Here is a 14,355-nt window from a genome sequence, read left to right on the forward strand (position 1 = left end):
GGCAGCCAGTTCACGTCATTTTGTAATCGGCGGAGCCATACTCGGCCACGGTAGCGGCGGCGTTCGATTCGTAATTGTAGAACGACGCTGTGCTGAGGCCGTGCTTGCGACAAACCTCAGCCGTCGCGACGCCACCTTCCTGCTCTTTGATCATCGCTACGATCCGTTCTGCGCTGAACCGTCAGTTCTTCATATTCCGTCTCCAATGCTTGGGACCGATCCTACTCAAAAGTGGAGGAATTATAAAGTCTCAAGTCAGGTGGGTCCATCGGACGCTCACGCTGAATCTGACGCATCGACATATTTTCCTGCTATTGAAGCGATATCGCGAGGACGGAGCATCCGCGATCCGCCACAAGGCGCGCGGCAAACCCCCAAACAATCGGATTCAACGTGGCCGTTCACGAACTTGCCTAGCGCAGAGATCTAAACCCAAATTACTCGACACGCTGTAGGAGCGACTTGTGCGTGAGACCGGTTCGGGACGCGAGCACATGAGATACAACGCGTCGCCAGACTTTGGATTTTTCGAATATGATCAGTGGCGGTTTATCCGTTAAAGAATGACGATATCCTTTGCCATGCCAGGGTGCCTGCAGACAAATTGGTCACACCGGCCGCGAGTGAAAGGTTTGTTCCACGGTTGCGGCAACATTCAGCAAAGCGTGATCGCGATGTGCTGTCGCAGTCAGCATTATCCCTATCGGCTCATTTGCGGTTCCCGCTGGAAGTGAAACGCTGCAACAATCAAGTACATTGGCGATGCTTGGGTTTCGCAGCGCAAGAAGATTTGTTTGCCCATATGCATCATCGTGTTCCAGATCGGATAATTTTGGCGGCAGGATTGGCGTTGTTGGCAGCAAGAGGGTGCGATCTCTGAGTTCCATATTGAACGCCTCGATCAAACGCAGACGCTGATCTAACGTCTTTCGGTAGGTGACCGCGTCAACTTCGCTGGCACGCGCCATGCGAGACGCAACCCTCGGATCCATCTCAGCAGAATATGCCTGCGCTGATGCGCCGTAGACCGCTTGAGATTCAATGGCCGCAAACTGCCAAATTGGTAACTGCTGACAATGCTCCAACGACGTAAACGTTTCCCGAGCAACCTTGTATCCGGCATTTTCAAGACCCTGTACGGCATCCCAGAAATGTTTCTCAACCGCTGGCTCGATCTCATCAAACCCAAAGTTATCTGGAATAACGAATTCGGAATTCAAAGGCAGCTCAGGTTGTACAGAATGATGGCGCATAACATCATAGGCCATTTTACACTCCGCGACTGTCTTTGCCATCGGGCCTACACTGTCTAACGTCACGGAAAGCGGCTTACATCCGGTGCGAGACACCGTGGACTGCGTGGGCTTAAATCCAACAATGCCGTTGAAAGCTGCAGGGATACGCAATGATCCCCCGGTGTCAGTCCCAATCGCAATATCTACCAGATCTCTCGCGACGCTGAGCGCACCGCCCGAAGTTGAACCGCCTGGAATTTTCTGCGCGTCAAATACGTTTGCAGGCGTTCCGTAATGCGGGTTCAGGCCCAGGCCAGAATAGGCCAGTTCTGTCATATTGGTATGCCCAACAATAACGGCGCCCGCCAGGCGCAGGGCTGCCACGACATCCGCATCTGAGGACGCCGGTTTGTCCCGTCGCATAAACTGTGTCCCGGCGTGGGTGACTTTCCCTTTGATATCAAACAGGTCCTTGATTGAAATCAAAGCGCCATTCATCGGCGTATCGGGTCGGTCTTGTAGCTGCTCGGCCGCGTGGATCGCGTCTGGCACATAAGTGTTCGTGAAGATATGGCGGTCCGCTGGCGCTGACTGCGCAAGGCGCGTTGCCAGCTTTTGCAAACGCTGTTTTGTATCTTGGGCAGTCCAGGGCATGTCGTTCATTTGTCTATCTTTCATCAAGAGATGTGCAGTTCCATCAGGTCACGCGGAAATTGCAAAAGTGGTCGAGCGTGTGTGGTTTCCACAAGAAACATTTCACCCAACGCAGCGCCCCCGACAGTGGGCACAAAAAGGTTGGGGTGGAGCTCAAAAACAGAGTCCAAGGGAATATCGATTTGTGGTGCCGAGCCTTTGGCGGCGAAGTTCGGATGCCAATCCTGCGTGAAGGGAAGTGTCGCCAATGGCTCTTCGTATGATGTCCCCAGGCTATGTCCAGTTCGAAACCGACGGGAGTTCTGCCAATCATTATCCTGCAGCCCATCATCAAGTGATTTGGTCATTGCGGCCACTGGCGCTGAAACGGGAGTGTTCTGTTGAAGCGCCTCTTGGCCGCAGGTCAATGCATCATGCACCACCGACCAGAGCCGTCGGTGGTTGTCCGACGGTTGACCAATCGTCCCCATACGAATACCGTGTGCCCAATAGCCTTCTACCGTTAGGGCGATGCCTAAAAGCACCTGATCACCTTCTTTCAAGGTCTGGTTGGTCTCTTTTGACCAATAACGCGGGCCATCTGCACATCGGTCGATCGTCAGCCAGGTTTTGCAGTAGTCACTTCCAGCGAGCCGGGCGCGGTACTCCAGTTCCAGCTGCGTTTGATGGGCCGGATGATTCGGGCTGAGACACGCGGGAAGCGCGCTGAACAGATCATCACAAATCGCAGCGCCCCGTTCCAAAACGGCAATCTCTTGCGCGGATTTACGCATACGTTGCATCGCCAACGTGCTGTCACCCTCAATCAGCTGCGGCTCGGGAAACCTAGAGATCAATGATTGATAGGCCGCTTGTGGCATTTCTGAAATACCAATGGTCGCCAAGGGGCCGATTTCGCCAAAGGTGCGAGCAGCAATCGCCGCCCATTCGGTCACCGGTACAGGGAGGATTTGCGTGTCATCAAAATGCGTTTTGGCGAGGGTTTCAAGAAAGGGACTGCTCAGCAAAAGGACGCTGTGTTTGTCGTTGTAGATAAAAAGCGACATCGCTTCGTGGCTGTCCCACCCGGTCAAATAGCGCATTGCACCATGGGATTGCGTCCCTGCACCAAGAGCGCTGCCATACCCAAAGACCATCACAGCCGTTGGGCACTCCAGTGTCGCGTACAGGGCCACCTGACGGCCGCGCCATTCGGCTTCTGCAACCCCCGGTGCCATTTCAGGACACGATGGGAAGGGTTCTGACGGAATAGCTCAGCTCGATGCCGCGGTGCAGCACTGGATCCGTCAGTCGCATCCGGTAGTGTTCGGCGGGGCGAACGCCTCCCTTTGCACCCAAAGTGCCGCACAGCATGGCGGACTGGTCCGGCATATCTGCCCCGTCCAATAAGTCCACCAAAGGACGGATCGCCGCCAAGGGCCCTTCTTGGTAGGACACCCACTCACATGCTTCATAGACCTCGCACGACAACACCAACTGATCCAGGTGGTCTTTGACTTCGTCAAATTTCCACAGCCCTTGGGCCGCTGGTTTCACGCAGGCCTGTTTGGAGGCGGCGACCGAATATGCCTCTAGTTCGCGGTCGGTGTGGTCCGATGCCAGGCCAAGCCAAAGCTGCCCATCCAGGCGCACCAACATAGGTTCCACTTCACCTGATGTCGTCTCGCCCACGACCGCCACTTCTTCGGCCTGGATCAGTAAGTTCTCGGATACACGGTAATAAAGCGGCACCTGCGACGGAGGGGCGACGCCAAGTTCGGCAAGCTCATCAATGTGGTGTTGTACAGCTGCGGCGTCTCGTCCTGTCCAACCGGCAACGTAGAGATGCTGGATGTTCGCGTTCAAGGGCTTATTTTCACAGAAAAACTTCATGTTTCGTTCTTTACAGGTTTGATGGGAGGAAGAGCGCGATCGCTGGGAAAGCAATCAGCAAGGCGACCATCGCAAGCATTGCAAGCGCATAGGGGATGACACCGATGATCACATCAGAAAACGCGCCTTTTTTGCGGGCGGCCTGGACGACATAGAGGTTCAGACCCACCGGTGGCGTAATCAGTGCCATTTCCACCAGAATGATCATCAAGATACCGAACCACAGTCGATCATATCCAATTTGTTCGACAATCGGCACGATAATCGGAATCGTTGCAACCATTAGCGAAAGCGTTTCGATAAAGAAGCCCAGAACGATGTAGATCAAGATGATCACCATCAACGTGGCCAGCGGTCCCATACCCAGATTTTGCAGGAATTCTTGTAGGGCTCGACTGACTCCAGCCGCCGTAAGAACAAAGTTCAAAACATAGGCTCCGATCACCACAAGCATGATCATTGCAGTTGTTCGGACGGTTCCTTTTAGGCTCGCAACAATCATCTCCCGGTTCACGGCTTTATGCGCAAAGGCGATGACAAATGCCATGGCAACGCCGATGGCCGCTGCTTCGGTTGGCGTGGCCCAGCCCGCATAGATCGCGCCGACGATGGTTCCAAAAAGCGTGAAGAGAGGTAGTAAATCAACAAGCGACGTGAACCGCCGCTTCCAGCTTGCCGAAGTTCCAGGCCCGCCCAGCGACGGTTTTGCCATGCAGAACAGAGCTGTCACGACCATGAACAATAGCGCCAGCATCAACCCTGGGATCAAGCCCGCAACGAACAGCTTTGGGATCGAGGTTTCGGTCAGAAAGCCATAGACAATCAGATTGATCGAGGGCGGGATCATAATGCCCAATGTGCCGCCGGCCGCAATGGCGCCGGAAAAGAGTTTGGGATCATAGCCGAGTTTCTCGGCTTGAGGGGTCGCAACTGAGGCCACGGTTGCAGCGGTGGCAACAGATGAACCCGAGGTCGCAGAAAACAGCGTCGCAGTCGCGATGTTTGCGTGGATCAATCCGCCCGGCAGCCATGATACCCAGGCTTCAAGCGCCGAATAGGTGCGTCGCGCGATACCGCTGCGCACCAAAAGTTCGCCCAACAGGACAAAAAATGGCACCGCAATCAATGTTGCGCTGTTTGACGATGACCAAACAACCTGGCCTAGGCCGCGCATCAACGGAAAAGGGCTGAACAGGACGTCGATCCCAAAGGCGAGCAGAAAAAGAACAATTCCAACAGGGATGGATAGGGACAGAAGGGCCAAGAGCCCACCGGAGGTAAATAGGATCATTCGTCTTCACCTCGGAGTCCGACAAAGTTGTCAATGTTGCTGTGCTGGGACGTCGCCAAGAACCAAAGCGCGCCGAGTGACAAAAGAACGGCAGAGGCGGCGAACCAAACCCAGCCTACCAGCCAAAGCGATTGTGGGATCCAAAGTGGCGTTTCCAACGTTGTATTCGCGGTTGCGCCGGATTTGATGGTTTTGCCAAGCACCGGCCAAGCGCGATATGCAATTGTCAGCGATACCGCCGCGACCGAAAGGATTGCGACGATATCAAACCAACCTTGCACGCGCGGTCCGCCTCGTGCACGCAAAAGATCAATGCGCACATGGGCTTGCATCGTAAGGGCATAACTCACACCCCATCCTGTCGCGATTGCCATCGCATAGCCTGACAGCTCGTCTGTGCCACCAAGTGACATGCCAAGTGGTCGGGCGACGACATCAAAAAGAGTGACGCAAACGCTCAAGAGCAATAGTCCACCGGCCGCAACCGCCAATCGCTCGTTGGTTTGCCGCAACAACGACAGGATAGAGTGCATAATGATGGGCCTTAGTTCAGAGGGATCTGAACACCGGTGGCGGCGCCAACAGTGTCGTTCCAGCGTTGACCCCAGTCACTACCTGCGCGGTCTGCCCAATCCGGCAGCACGTCAGTGACCAGAATGTTGCGTGCTGTATCAACATCAGCCTCTGTCACAGAAACCAGCGTCATGCCGCGTTTGTCGCCGGGGCATTCGCCCTCGCCGGTCAAGCAAGCGACATCGGTTGCCAGTGCGTTCTGAGCCGTCGCCCAGGCAGGTGCTTCCAAATCGGTGGTTACGGCAGCCTGGATGGTTGCTTGCTGATCAGAGGACAGGTCGTTCCATTTGTCTATGTTGATCGCCGTCACAACAGGATCCCACCCGCCAAGAGGCACCGGCATCAGATGTGTGGAAACTTCCCACCACCCGGCGCTGTAGCCAGAACCAGCACCGGTCACGGCGCAATCGACGACACCTTTTTGCAATGCGCCCGGCACTTCGCCAAAGCTGATGCTGACCGCCTCGGCACCCAAAGCTTCGAGCAGCTTGCCTGTCATACGACCAGAGGCGCGGATTTTCAGACCCTTCAGATCCTCAAGCGCTGCAATCTCGGCGTTACAGAAAACAACTTGTGGCGGATACGGGGCAACACCAAGAACCTTGGCGTTAAAGACATCCGCATAGATGTCATCGATCATTGGGCGCGCGGCTTCGACCATGATTTTGGCCGCCGCGGCATCCGTGGCAATCAACGGAACATCCAGGCCTTCCAAAGCAGCTGAGTCCGCAACCGCGTAATCTGCAACGGTCATGCCGACGTCAAAAACGCCATCACCAAGCATACGGAACACATCGCCGCCTTTGATGCCCATCTGATCATGCGTTGTCAGGATCGCGGTGATGTCACCTTCGCTCGCGGCGGGCATTTTTTCGTCCCAGAACGGCTTCTCATACTGTTTATGCAGTGGCAAACCACTCCAGCTGCCGACGACAGAAAGCTCTTCGGCGTGAACCGCAGCGCTGGTCAGTGCAAGCGCGGACATCATTAGACCTGCTGTATGTTTCATGGATTTTTCCCTTGTTGTGCATATTGTTATTGGTTGTGTGTCGTGACGAATTTATCGTCGGTATTCAAAATCAACATGGCTCCGGGCGCATGTGTAATGGCGAGTTCCGGTGCGGCTGTTGCCAGCGCCACTTGTGTGGTTACGCCGCATCCCCAAAAGACCGGCACTTCACCGTCCTTGATGGGTGTCGCATCCCCCCAGTCAGGTGCTGAGATATCGGAAATGCCAATTTCTTTTGGATCACCGATGTGAAATGGTGCCCCATGTGCATGCGGGTAGGCCTCACAAATACGAACCACTTGCGCCAGGTCTTCTTCGCGGACCGGACGCATGCTGACCACGACCGGGCCTGAGAACGCGCCCGATGGAACGCAATGCACCGTTGTTTGGAACATGGGCACGTTTCGCTGCAATGCGTGATGACGCAACGGAATGCCCGCTGCCAACAACGCGCGTTCAAAGCTGAAGGAACAGCCGATGGCAAATGCAGTGAGGTCTTCTTGCCAAAGCGTCTCAATGTTGAAGAGTTTGAGATCGAATTGTCCGTTTCGATACAGATGGAACAACGGCACATCCCTGCGCAAATCGACGTCTGAATCGAGAGAGGGCAAATACGGCTGCCCGGGTTCTGAAACTGCAACAAGCGGGCAGGCTTTCGGATTGCGGTCACAAAAGTTTCGAAAATCTGCTGCATAGGAGTTGGGAAGAATGACGAGATTGCATTGCAAACGTCCTGCGCACAGTCCGGCGGTATGGCCGGTATAGCTGTCGAAACGCAGGGCGTCGCGCAGCGCGTGCAGCGACAGCTCTTGCGCCTCTGAATAGCTGATTTGAGCTGCGGTTTCTGACATGGTCCCTTCCTCTTTGATCGCTCAATAGGATGCACGGAAGGCAAATTGACTCAAACTGTAATACTTAATCGGCGCTGAACAAGAAACCTCATCAGCGGTTACGCAACTTTGCGGATAGGCCTATTTTTCAGGCACGCCTTATTGGTTAGTTCGGAAGTTTAAGCGGAAAACACCAGTATTTAGCACTGGTTTGCGCCTGTCTTTTTTCCGAAAAATCGTTACTTTCGACGCGGGAGTTGAGAGGATCGCAACGGTGAATATTCGCTTTTTGGAGACATTTGTTTGGGTAGCTAGACTAAACAGTTTCCGCGCAGCAGCTGAAAAATTGAACGTCTCTCAGGCCACCATTTCGAGCCGCATTGCAACGCTCGAAAGTGAGCTGCAATGCCGATTGTTCGACCGGGATCGCAATGACGTAGCCGTCAGCGCGCAGGGCAGCGCGCTGCTGCAAAAGGCCCTTAATGTTCTGCAAGCCGAGCAAGAGTTGAAAAATGCTCTGTCTGAACCGCAAGATATGGTCGGGCGCGTGCGCGTCGGGATCATCGAGTCGATCGTGCACACTTGGATGGGACAATTCCTGAACCGGATTAGCCAGAGTTTTCCTAAGCTTGAGTTTGAGCTGACGGTTGAATCGACCCCGAACCTGCAGGGGCTTTTGCAACGCGGCAGCCTTGATGTTGTGTTGCAGACCGAGACGATTTTGGATGAAAACGTTTTGAACGCCACGTTGAGCCCTCTGCGCTTGGGCTGGGCTTGTAGCAAGGACCACCCTTTGTGCGAGCAGCCAGTGACGCTCAAAGATATCGCAGACCATCAAATCGTGACCTTCACACGGGGATCACGGCCGCATCTTTCCGTTCTCACCTTGTTTGAAAACGCAAATCTGAGCTATCGCCAAATTCACTGTGTGACATCCCTTGCCGCGATTGCCCAATTTGTACGCGCTGGACTGGGCGTGGCGACTGTTCCCACCCGCTTCCTTGAAGATGGCCAATTGGGGGGCGAGTTTCGCTTGCTGGACGTGCAAGATGCTCCACCTCCGCTCAATCTGGTTGCAAGCTGGCACCGCGAGGCCTCTGCGGGTGCGATTGGTGAGCTTGTACAGATCGCGGAACAAGTCTCACGCGAATATGCAGCGCGGATTCATTCCAGCTGATTGGGATTTCCAATCACTCCCGACAAGTATTTCCCATTTGCGTTCATAAAATTCGCAGCGTTAGCTCTACGTCAACGCTGCTGGTTTTGCTTTGACGAGCACTCAGCCGGATCAGCTCCCACAACCTGCTTTTCACTGAACCGAGGTGTTTCTCGGAACAAAGAAGCTTTGCTTAATTCGGGCGAGGACAAATGGAATCTTACAAAACACAAAATGCGCAACTGTTTGTCTGGACGGACATCGATCCAGCCCACGAGGGCGACTTCAACCTTTGGTATGACCGGGAACATATGGAAGAGCGCGTCGCCATTGAGGGGTTTTGCTGGGCGCGTCGCTATCGCAATCGGTCGGATCCAGGCCGACGGTATCTTGCGATCTACAGGACTGAAAACATTCAAACCTTTGGCACAGAAGCTTACGCACAGGCTTTCAATCACCAGACCGATTGGTCGAACACGAATTTCGCACGTATGACCAACACAAAACGTCGGGTCATGCATGTCCCGACAGAGGGTGGATTTGGCAGCGGAGCACAGGCAGTTTTGCTGACGCTTGCAGATGCAATTACCGACCTTGATGCAATCGCATCTACACTCACGAGCGTGGAGGGCGTTCTGGGATTTCACGTCATGGTTCCAGATGAAACCCTTTCCACACCTTTGCCATCAGAAGATCTAGAAAATCGCACATTGGAGCCAGCCATTCTGGTGGATGCCACCAATGCTACTGCCGCGCAGGCGGCAGGCGCAGCCCTTCTCAACAAACTCAATCTTGGCTCTGACCGTGCCTCCTATTTCGATTTCATGTGGGAGTTGCGGTCCCAGGACTTGGAAAACTCAGCAGCGAACAGAACTGCATAACGACCCCAACACGGAGACTAAAATGTTCAAAAAAACACTATCTTCCCTTGCACTGACCTGCCTCGCGCTGCCAGCTCTTGCGACTGAGTGGACGATGTCCGCGCACGCGCCAGATGGCAACTATCACACTCAAAACGCGGTGCAATTTGCCGAAGATGTGGCACGCCTGTCCGACGGCGAACTGACCATCAACGTCGTATCCAACAGCGCCTTGTTGAAACGTCCAGAATTGAAACGCGGCGTGCAAAAAGGCGTTGTCCCCATTGGGGAAGTTCTGATTTCCGCCCTCGGCAACGAAGATGCGGCGTATTCTGCGGATGCGGTGCCGTTGCTTGCAACCACGTTTGAAGATGCAATGAAACTGTGGGATGCCAGTAAGCCAATCTACGACGAAAAACTCGCCGATGACGGTCTGGTGTCTTTGTATTCCGTGCCTTGGCCTCCACAGGGTATCTACATGAAAGATGAAGTCGCCAGCGCGGCTGACTTTGATGGGGTGAAATTCCGGGCCTATAACGCCTCTACTGCGCGGCTGGCAGAACTGCTGGGCGCGATCCCGGCAACGATTTCTTCCAGCGAGATTTCGCAGGCGTTCTCAACCGGCGTCATCTCGGGCATGATCACGTCACCGACTACCGGTGTTGACAGCCAAGCATGGGATTTTGTCAGCAACTATTACGATGTGAAGGCCTTCATCCCCAAGAACTTCGTAATCGTGAACAAACGCGCCCTGAACGGATTGTCTGAAAAATCGCGCGACGCCGTGATGGAAGCGGCTGCACTCGCAGAAAAACGCGGCTGGGATATGGCGATGAACGCAACTTCCGAAGCGACAGAACACCTTGGCAGCAATGGCATGACGGTCGCAGCCACACCGACCGCATTGGCCGAGGAGTTCAAAGACATCGGCGCCACAATGCTGGAAGAGTGGAAAACAAATGCTGGCGCGGACGCGGATACAATCATCCAAGACCTGCAATAACTTAACAAGAGTGGGGTGCGCAGTGCGCGCCCCTTTTGTATTTTGGGGGTCTCATGTCGATCACGACGTTCTTCTATAAACTTTCCGGCTACCTATCTGCGGCGTTTCTGGCGGGCATCGGGGTACTCATTCTGGCACAGATCATCGCGCGTTTACTGGGTAGTCAAATTCCCTCTGCCGATGACTTTGCCGCCTGGAGCATGGCTGCAGCAGTGTTTTTGGCTTTGCCGCAGACGTTCCTAAGCGGTGGCCACATTCGTGTAACGCTGTTGTTTAGCTCGGTCCCAGACGGTCTGCGCAAACTCATGGATATATGCGCAACTTTGGTTGCCATCGCGACCTTGTCGTGGAGCACTTGGTACGGGGCAGAATATGCCTATGAATCCTATGTCTATCACGACGTGTCACAAGGCATCATCGCGGTTCCACTTTGGATTCCGCAGATCTCGATGGTTGTGGGGTTGTTGCTGATGACATTGGCGCTGACCGAACGCCTGATCTCAATGCTGCGCGGCAACGACATCATGGCCACCTCTGACGAAGATTTCGTTGGGCAAGAGTAAGAGCTTACATCATGGAAAATTTACTCCAAGCGATCACCGTCATTGTCGTGCTATTCGGCCTGCTGAGCATGGGGGTTTGGGTGGGCGTCACCCTGATCATCTGCGGCATCGTGGTGATCACGTTCTTCACCTCAACCTCTAGCGGCGCAATTTTTGCGACCGTTGCCTGGGGATCGACGGCCAGTTGGACCCTGACCGCGCTTCCGTTGTTTATCTGGATGGGTGAGATCCTCTATCGAACAAGCCTCGCAAAGGACATGTTCCAAGGTCTAAGCCCATGGGTGCAAAACCTGCCTGGACGTCTGGTCCATGTGAACGTGGTCGGTTGCGGAATATTTGCGGCTGTTAGCGGGTCTTCAGCGGCGACAACTGCGACGATCGGCCGGATCTCACTGCCTGAGCTCAAAAAACGTGGCTATGATGAGCGGCTTGCGATCGGCACCCTGGCTGGTTCTGGCACCTTGGGACTATTGATCCCACCTTCAATCATAATGATCGTCTATGGGGTTGCGGCGCAGGTGTCGATCAACAGGCTTTTTATCGCGGGTGTTATTCCTGGGGTTTTGCTGATGGCACTGTTTTCCGGCTACATCATGCTGTGGTCGATGAAGAACAAAACCAAAGTGCCGGCTGAAACTGAAACCCTCTCATTTCTGGGCAAGTTACAGCGTCTCAGGCTCTTGCTTCCGGTGGTTGGGTTGATCGTTGCTGTGATCGGCTCGATCTATGCGGGTGTTGCAACGGCAACCGAAGCGGCTGCTCTTGGAGTTGTGGGCGCATTGGTGATCGCGGCCCTTGCAGGCTCTCTCAATGCCACAAGTTTCGTTGAAAGCCTGCAAGGGGCGACCCGTTCGACCTGTATGATCGTGTTCATCCTGATGGGCGCTGCCTTTTTGACAAATGCGATGACCTTCTCTGGTCTGCCAGCGGATTTGTCAGCCTGGATCGTTGATCTCGGCCTGAACCACTACGGTTTGATCGCCGTTCTGACGATTTTCTTCATTCTGATGGGCTGCATTCTGGACGGCATTTCGATTGTGGTGCTTACAACTTCCGTCATTCTACCGGCCGTAACAGCCGTTGGTATCGACCCGTTGTGGTTTGGCATCTATCTTGTCTTCGTTGTTGAAATGGCTCAGATCACACCACCTTTGGGTTTCAATCTGTTTGTCATCCAAGGGCTTACGGGGAAAAATATCCTAGAAATATCCAAGATGGTTTTACCGTTCTTTTTCCTGATGCTTTTGGCAACCGCGATCATTACCCTGTATCCTTCGCTGGTCACATGGCTGGTCTTTGTAGGAAAATGATCATGCAGCATGCATCTGCACCTCTGGTCTGTCTGAGCGATACAATCTTTGCCGCCCATGAGGTCACATGCCCGGCCTCATCGGGACATGAGCTCACGGACATATCCGACGTGGCGGTGCTTGGTGGCAAAATCATCGTGCTGCGGCGCTCTATGCCGCAGCTGGTAAGCTTTGAGCTGAACGGCGAATATGAGGACAGCTGTTCACTTCCAAACGTAGTTTTCGGGCACGGGCTGCGAACCCTGCCTGGCAACCGGCTGGCCCTGACGGATATGGATGGCCATAAAGTCTTGATCCTAGATGCGTCGTTTTCCGTGGTCCAGACGCTCTCACCGGACGGCTTACCGCGGCATTTGCAACCCTTTAACCATCCAACCGACTGTACCCAATCCACCGAGGGGATCTTCTATGTTGCGGACGGCTACGGAAACAGCTGCGTGCATATGTTTGATGGCGCCGGGCAACATTTGGACAGCTTTGGCGCACCCGGCATAGGGCCTAGTCAATTCTCGACTCCGCATTCCATTCTAATTGATCATCAAAATCGGGTTTGTGTTGCAGATCGTGAAAACGACAGAGTGCAGCGATTTGACTTACAGGGGCAATTTATCGACGAAATAGGAGGGCTGCACAAACCAATGGCATTGGGTCTACGCAGTGATGGCGCGTTGCTGGTTACAGATCAAACACCGCGACTTTCGGTGTATTCTCCTGAGAGAGAGCTGGTAGGGCGTTGCCGGACCTTTGGCACATACGGTCACGGGATCGCGACCCTACAGAACGGAGGCATCGCGTTGGCTGAAATGTTGCCATCCAAATTGAGAATTTTCAGAGCTTGTAAACGGTTCAATTCAGTCAAAGCGCCATACCGACCTGTCGCGGTATGATGTTGCGCCAATTGCTCGTTTAAGGCGCCTTGCAGTTGATCAATATTGAGTGATGCATTCACCGCTGAGTCATAACCGGGCAGATCATGATGGTGGCCGCCCGCGTAACCCGCTTCCATATTAAACGGGACTGTTGCGTTAACTCGCAAGACGCGAGTTTAGGCAGGTCAGGGGGCGCAAATGCAAAGAAAACAACCATTCAAACGCCATCGTTTTCCATCGTTGATCATTTTATCCGCTGTTCGGATGTATCTGCGATATCCGCTCTCATATCAGGATGTCGCAGATCTGCTTGGCGAACGTGGTGTTGATGTTGATCGCTCAACAGTCTTTCGCTGGGTGCACAAATTCGGGCCCGAACTGGCGAGGCGCACCGAACGCCATTTACGTCGAGCAAGCCTAGATTGGCATGTCGATGAAACCTACATCCGAGTTGGCGGAAAGTGGCGTTACTTGTGGCGTTCGATTGATGCGAATGGCCAGTTGGTCGACTTTCGGTTGACGGCTCGCCGCGATGCTAAAGCAGCCAAAGCCTTTCTAAAAAAGGCGATCGAATGTGTGCGTCTTCACCGTCCTGTCTCCATTTGCACCGACAAAGCACCGACCTATCGGAAGGTCATCAAAGACATCAATCATCACTATGATCCACACTTTGATTACATAACCCACATCGACAAAAAATATCGGAACAACCGTGTCGAAAGCGACCATGCCGCGCTGAAGAGGTTGCTGGGTTACCGACAAAGCTTCCGATCATTACGAAGCGCAAAAGCTACATTGCAGGGAATGGAAACTATCAGAACGATCAAGAATGGCCATATACAAAACCGGCAACCAGGAGTGCGAGGGGAAGTCGCCTTAGTTAGCCAGCTATTTGGTTTGGCAGCATGAAAACAACGTGTTAGCGTCATCTCGCTGGGACAAAACTTAACGCAACAGTCCCAGAACGGTGTAGCGGTTGAACACAGCGATCCGGACTTGGAGCTCGGCAACTTGTCGGTCGAAGTCCCGCGCCATGAGGCTTTGGCCGAGTAGTTTGACGCAGTGCATTTTCGTCTCTGCTTGGCTTCTGCGGTGATATCCGGTCAACTTTCGCCAGAGTGCTCGTCCTA

Annotated in this window: 14 protein-coding genes and 2 pseudogenes; 7 read left to right on the forward strand and 9 right to left on the reverse strand. The window is 53.9% G+C overall.

Annotated elements, in window-relative coordinates; all coding sequences use genetic code 11:
- Positions 1–64 precede the first annotated feature (64 nt).
- The 8 genes and pseudogenes from KMP13_RS20780 to KMP13_RS05840 all read right to left on the reverse strand — a co-directional run.
- Positions 65–181 (reverse strand): annotated as a pseudogene (locus KMP13_RS20780) (transposase); the annotation flags it as partial.
- Positions 182–608: 427 nt separating this feature from the next.
- The gene (locus KMP13_RS05810) at positions 609–1,913 is read right to left on the reverse strand and encodes an amidase family protein (RefSeq protein WP_353055684.1); all 1,305 of its coding nucleotides are present in this window, start codon (positions 1,911–1,913) and stop codon (positions 609–611) included.
- The gene (locus KMP13_RS05815) at positions 1,913–3,106 is read right to left on the reverse strand and encodes a M24 family metallopeptidase (protein WP_215264691.1); all 1,194 of its coding nucleotides are present in this window, start codon (positions 3,104–3,106) and stop codon (positions 1,913–1,915) included. Before KMP13_RS05815 ends, KMP13_RS05810 begins: the two co-directional genes overlap by 1 nt.
- Position 3,107: 1 nt before the next feature.
- Positions 3,108–3,761: a DUF2848 domain-containing protein gene (locus KMP13_RS05820; protein WP_215264693.1), complete on the reverse strand. Its 654-nt coding sequence runs from the start codon at positions 3,759–3,761 to the stop codon at positions 3,108–3,110.
- A gap of 10 nt (positions 3,762–3,771) precedes the next feature.
- Positions 3,772–5,052, reverse strand: coding sequence for a TRAP transporter large permease (locus tag KMP13_RS05825; protein ID WP_215264694.1), 1,281 nt, complete (start codon positions 5,050–5,052; stop codon positions 3,772–3,774).
- Positions 5,049–5,585 (reverse strand): TRAP transporter small permease subunit, encoded by a 537-nt coding sequence (locus KMP13_RS05830; protein WP_215264695.1) that lies wholly within the window; start codon positions 5,583–5,585, stop codon positions 5,049–5,051. Before KMP13_RS05830 ends, KMP13_RS05825 begins: the two co-directional genes overlap by 4 nt.
- An 11-nt stretch (positions 5,586–5,596) precedes the next feature.
- On the reverse strand, positions 5,597–6,634 hold the full coding sequence (locus tag KMP13_RS05835; protein ID WP_215264696.1) for a TRAP transporter substrate-binding protein: 1,038 nt from the start codon (positions 6,632–6,634) through the stop codon (positions 5,597–5,599).
- A 26-nt stretch (positions 6,635–6,660) separates the two neighbouring features.
- Positions 6,661–7,485, reverse strand: a complete 825-nt coding sequence (locus tag KMP13_RS05840; RefSeq protein WP_215264698.1) for a putative hydro-lyase — start codon at positions 7,483–7,485, stop codon at positions 6,661–6,663.
- Between the two features lie 253 nt (positions 7,486–7,738).
- Here KMP13_RS05840 and KMP13_RS05845 point away from each other — a divergent pair, with 253 nt between their 5' ends.
- From KMP13_RS05845 to KMP13_RS05875, 7 genes are all read left to right on the forward strand, one after another.
- Positions 7,739–8,641, forward strand: a complete 903-nt coding sequence (locus KMP13_RS05845) for a LysR family transcriptional regulator (protein WP_215264700.1) — start codon at positions 7,739–7,741, stop codon at positions 8,639–8,641.
- 191 nt (positions 8,642–8,832) lie between these two features.
- Entirely contained in the window at positions 8,833–9,501 is a 669-nt protein-coding gene (locus KMP13_RS05850; RefSeq protein ID WP_215264701.1) for a DUF4286 family protein, read from the forward strand.
- Positions 9,502–9,523: 22 nt separating this feature from the next.
- Positions 9,524–10,483: a TRAP transporter substrate-binding protein gene (locus tag KMP13_RS05855; RefSeq protein ID WP_215264703.1), complete on the forward strand. Its 960-nt coding sequence runs from the start codon at positions 9,524–9,526 to the stop codon at positions 10,481–10,483.
- A 53-nt stretch (positions 10,484–10,536) separates the two neighbouring features.
- Positions 10,537–11,046, forward strand: a complete 510-nt coding sequence (locus KMP13_RS05860; protein WP_215264705.1) for a TRAP transporter small permease — start codon at positions 10,537–10,539, stop codon at positions 11,044–11,046.
- An 11-nt stretch (positions 11,047–11,057) separates the two neighbouring features.
- The gene (locus KMP13_RS05865) at positions 11,058–12,356 is read left to right on the forward strand and encodes a TRAP transporter large permease (RefSeq protein ID WP_215264707.1); all 1,299 of its coding nucleotides are present in this window, start codon (positions 11,058–11,060) and stop codon (positions 12,354–12,356) included.
- A gap of 110 nt (positions 12,357–12,466) precedes the next feature.
- Positions 12,467–13,243, forward strand: coding sequence for a 6-bladed beta-propeller (locus tag KMP13_RS20405; RefSeq protein ID WP_215264708.1), 777 nt, complete (start codon positions 12,467–12,469; stop codon positions 13,241–13,243).
- Positions 13,244–13,423: 180 nt separating this feature from the next.
- The gene (locus tag KMP13_RS05875) at positions 13,424–14,134 is read left to right on the forward strand and encodes an IS6 family transposase (protein ID WP_215264709.1); all 711 of its coding nucleotides are present in this window, start codon (positions 13,424–13,426) and stop codon (positions 14,132–14,134) included.
- Positions 14,135–14,170: 36 nt separating this feature from the next.
- Here KMP13_RS05875 and KMP13_RS05880 read toward each other — a convergent pair.
- Positions 14,171–14,355: pseudogene (locus KMP13_RS05880) on the reverse strand (IS5/IS1182 family transposase); the annotation flags it as partial.

Source organism: Epibacterium ulvae (genome assembly GCF_018678075.1).
In the GTDB taxonomy this organism is placed as follows: Bacteria; Pseudomonadota; Alphaproteobacteria; order Rhodobacterales; family Rhodobacteraceae; genus Epibacterium; species Epibacterium ulvae_A.

Coding starts and splice junctions, on each gene's coding strand:
- KMP13_RS05810 (WP_353055684.1), bottom strand. CDS start 1,913: ATGAAAGATAGACAAATGAACGACATGCCCTGGACTGCCCAAGATACA.
- KMP13_RS05815 (WP_215264691.1), bottom strand. CDS start 3,106: ATGGCACCGGGGGTTGCAGAAGCCGAATGGCGCGGCCGTCAGGTGGCC.
- KMP13_RS05820 (WP_215264693.1), bottom strand. CDS start 3,761: ATGAAGTTTTTCTGTGAAAATAAGCCCTTGAACGCGAACATCCAGCAT.
- KMP13_RS05825 (WP_215264694.1), bottom strand. CDS start 5,052: ATGATCCTATTTACCTCCGGTGGGCTCTTGGCCCTTCTGTCCCTATCC.
- KMP13_RS05830 (WP_215264695.1), bottom strand. CDS start 5,585: ATGCACTCTATCCTGTCGTTGTTGCGGCAAACCAACGAGCGATTGGCG.
- KMP13_RS05835 (WP_215264696.1), bottom strand. CDS start 6,634: ATGAAACATACAGCAGGTCTAATGATGTCCGCGCTTGCACTGACCAGC.
- KMP13_RS05840 (WP_215264698.1), bottom strand. CDS start 7,485: ATGTCAGAAACCGCAGCTCAAATCAGCTATTCAGAGGCGCAAGAGCTG.
- KMP13_RS05850 (WP_215264701.1), top strand. CDS start 8,833: ATGGAATCTTACAAAACACAAAATGCGCAACTGTTTGTCTGGACGGAC.
- KMP13_RS05855 (WP_215264703.1), top strand. CDS start 9,524: ATGTTCAAAAAAACACTATCTTCCCTTGCACTGACCTGCCTCGCGCTG.
- KMP13_RS05860 (WP_215264705.1), top strand. CDS start 10,537: ATGTCGATCACGACGTTCTTCTATAAACTTTCCGGCTACCTATCTGCG.
- KMP13_RS05865 (WP_215264707.1), top strand. CDS start 11,058: ATGGAAAATTTACTCCAAGCGATCACCGTCATTGTCGTGCTATTCGGC.
- KMP13_RS05875 (WP_215264709.1), top strand. CDS start 13,424: ATGCAAAGAAAACAACCATTCAAACGCCATCGTTTTCCATCGTTGATC.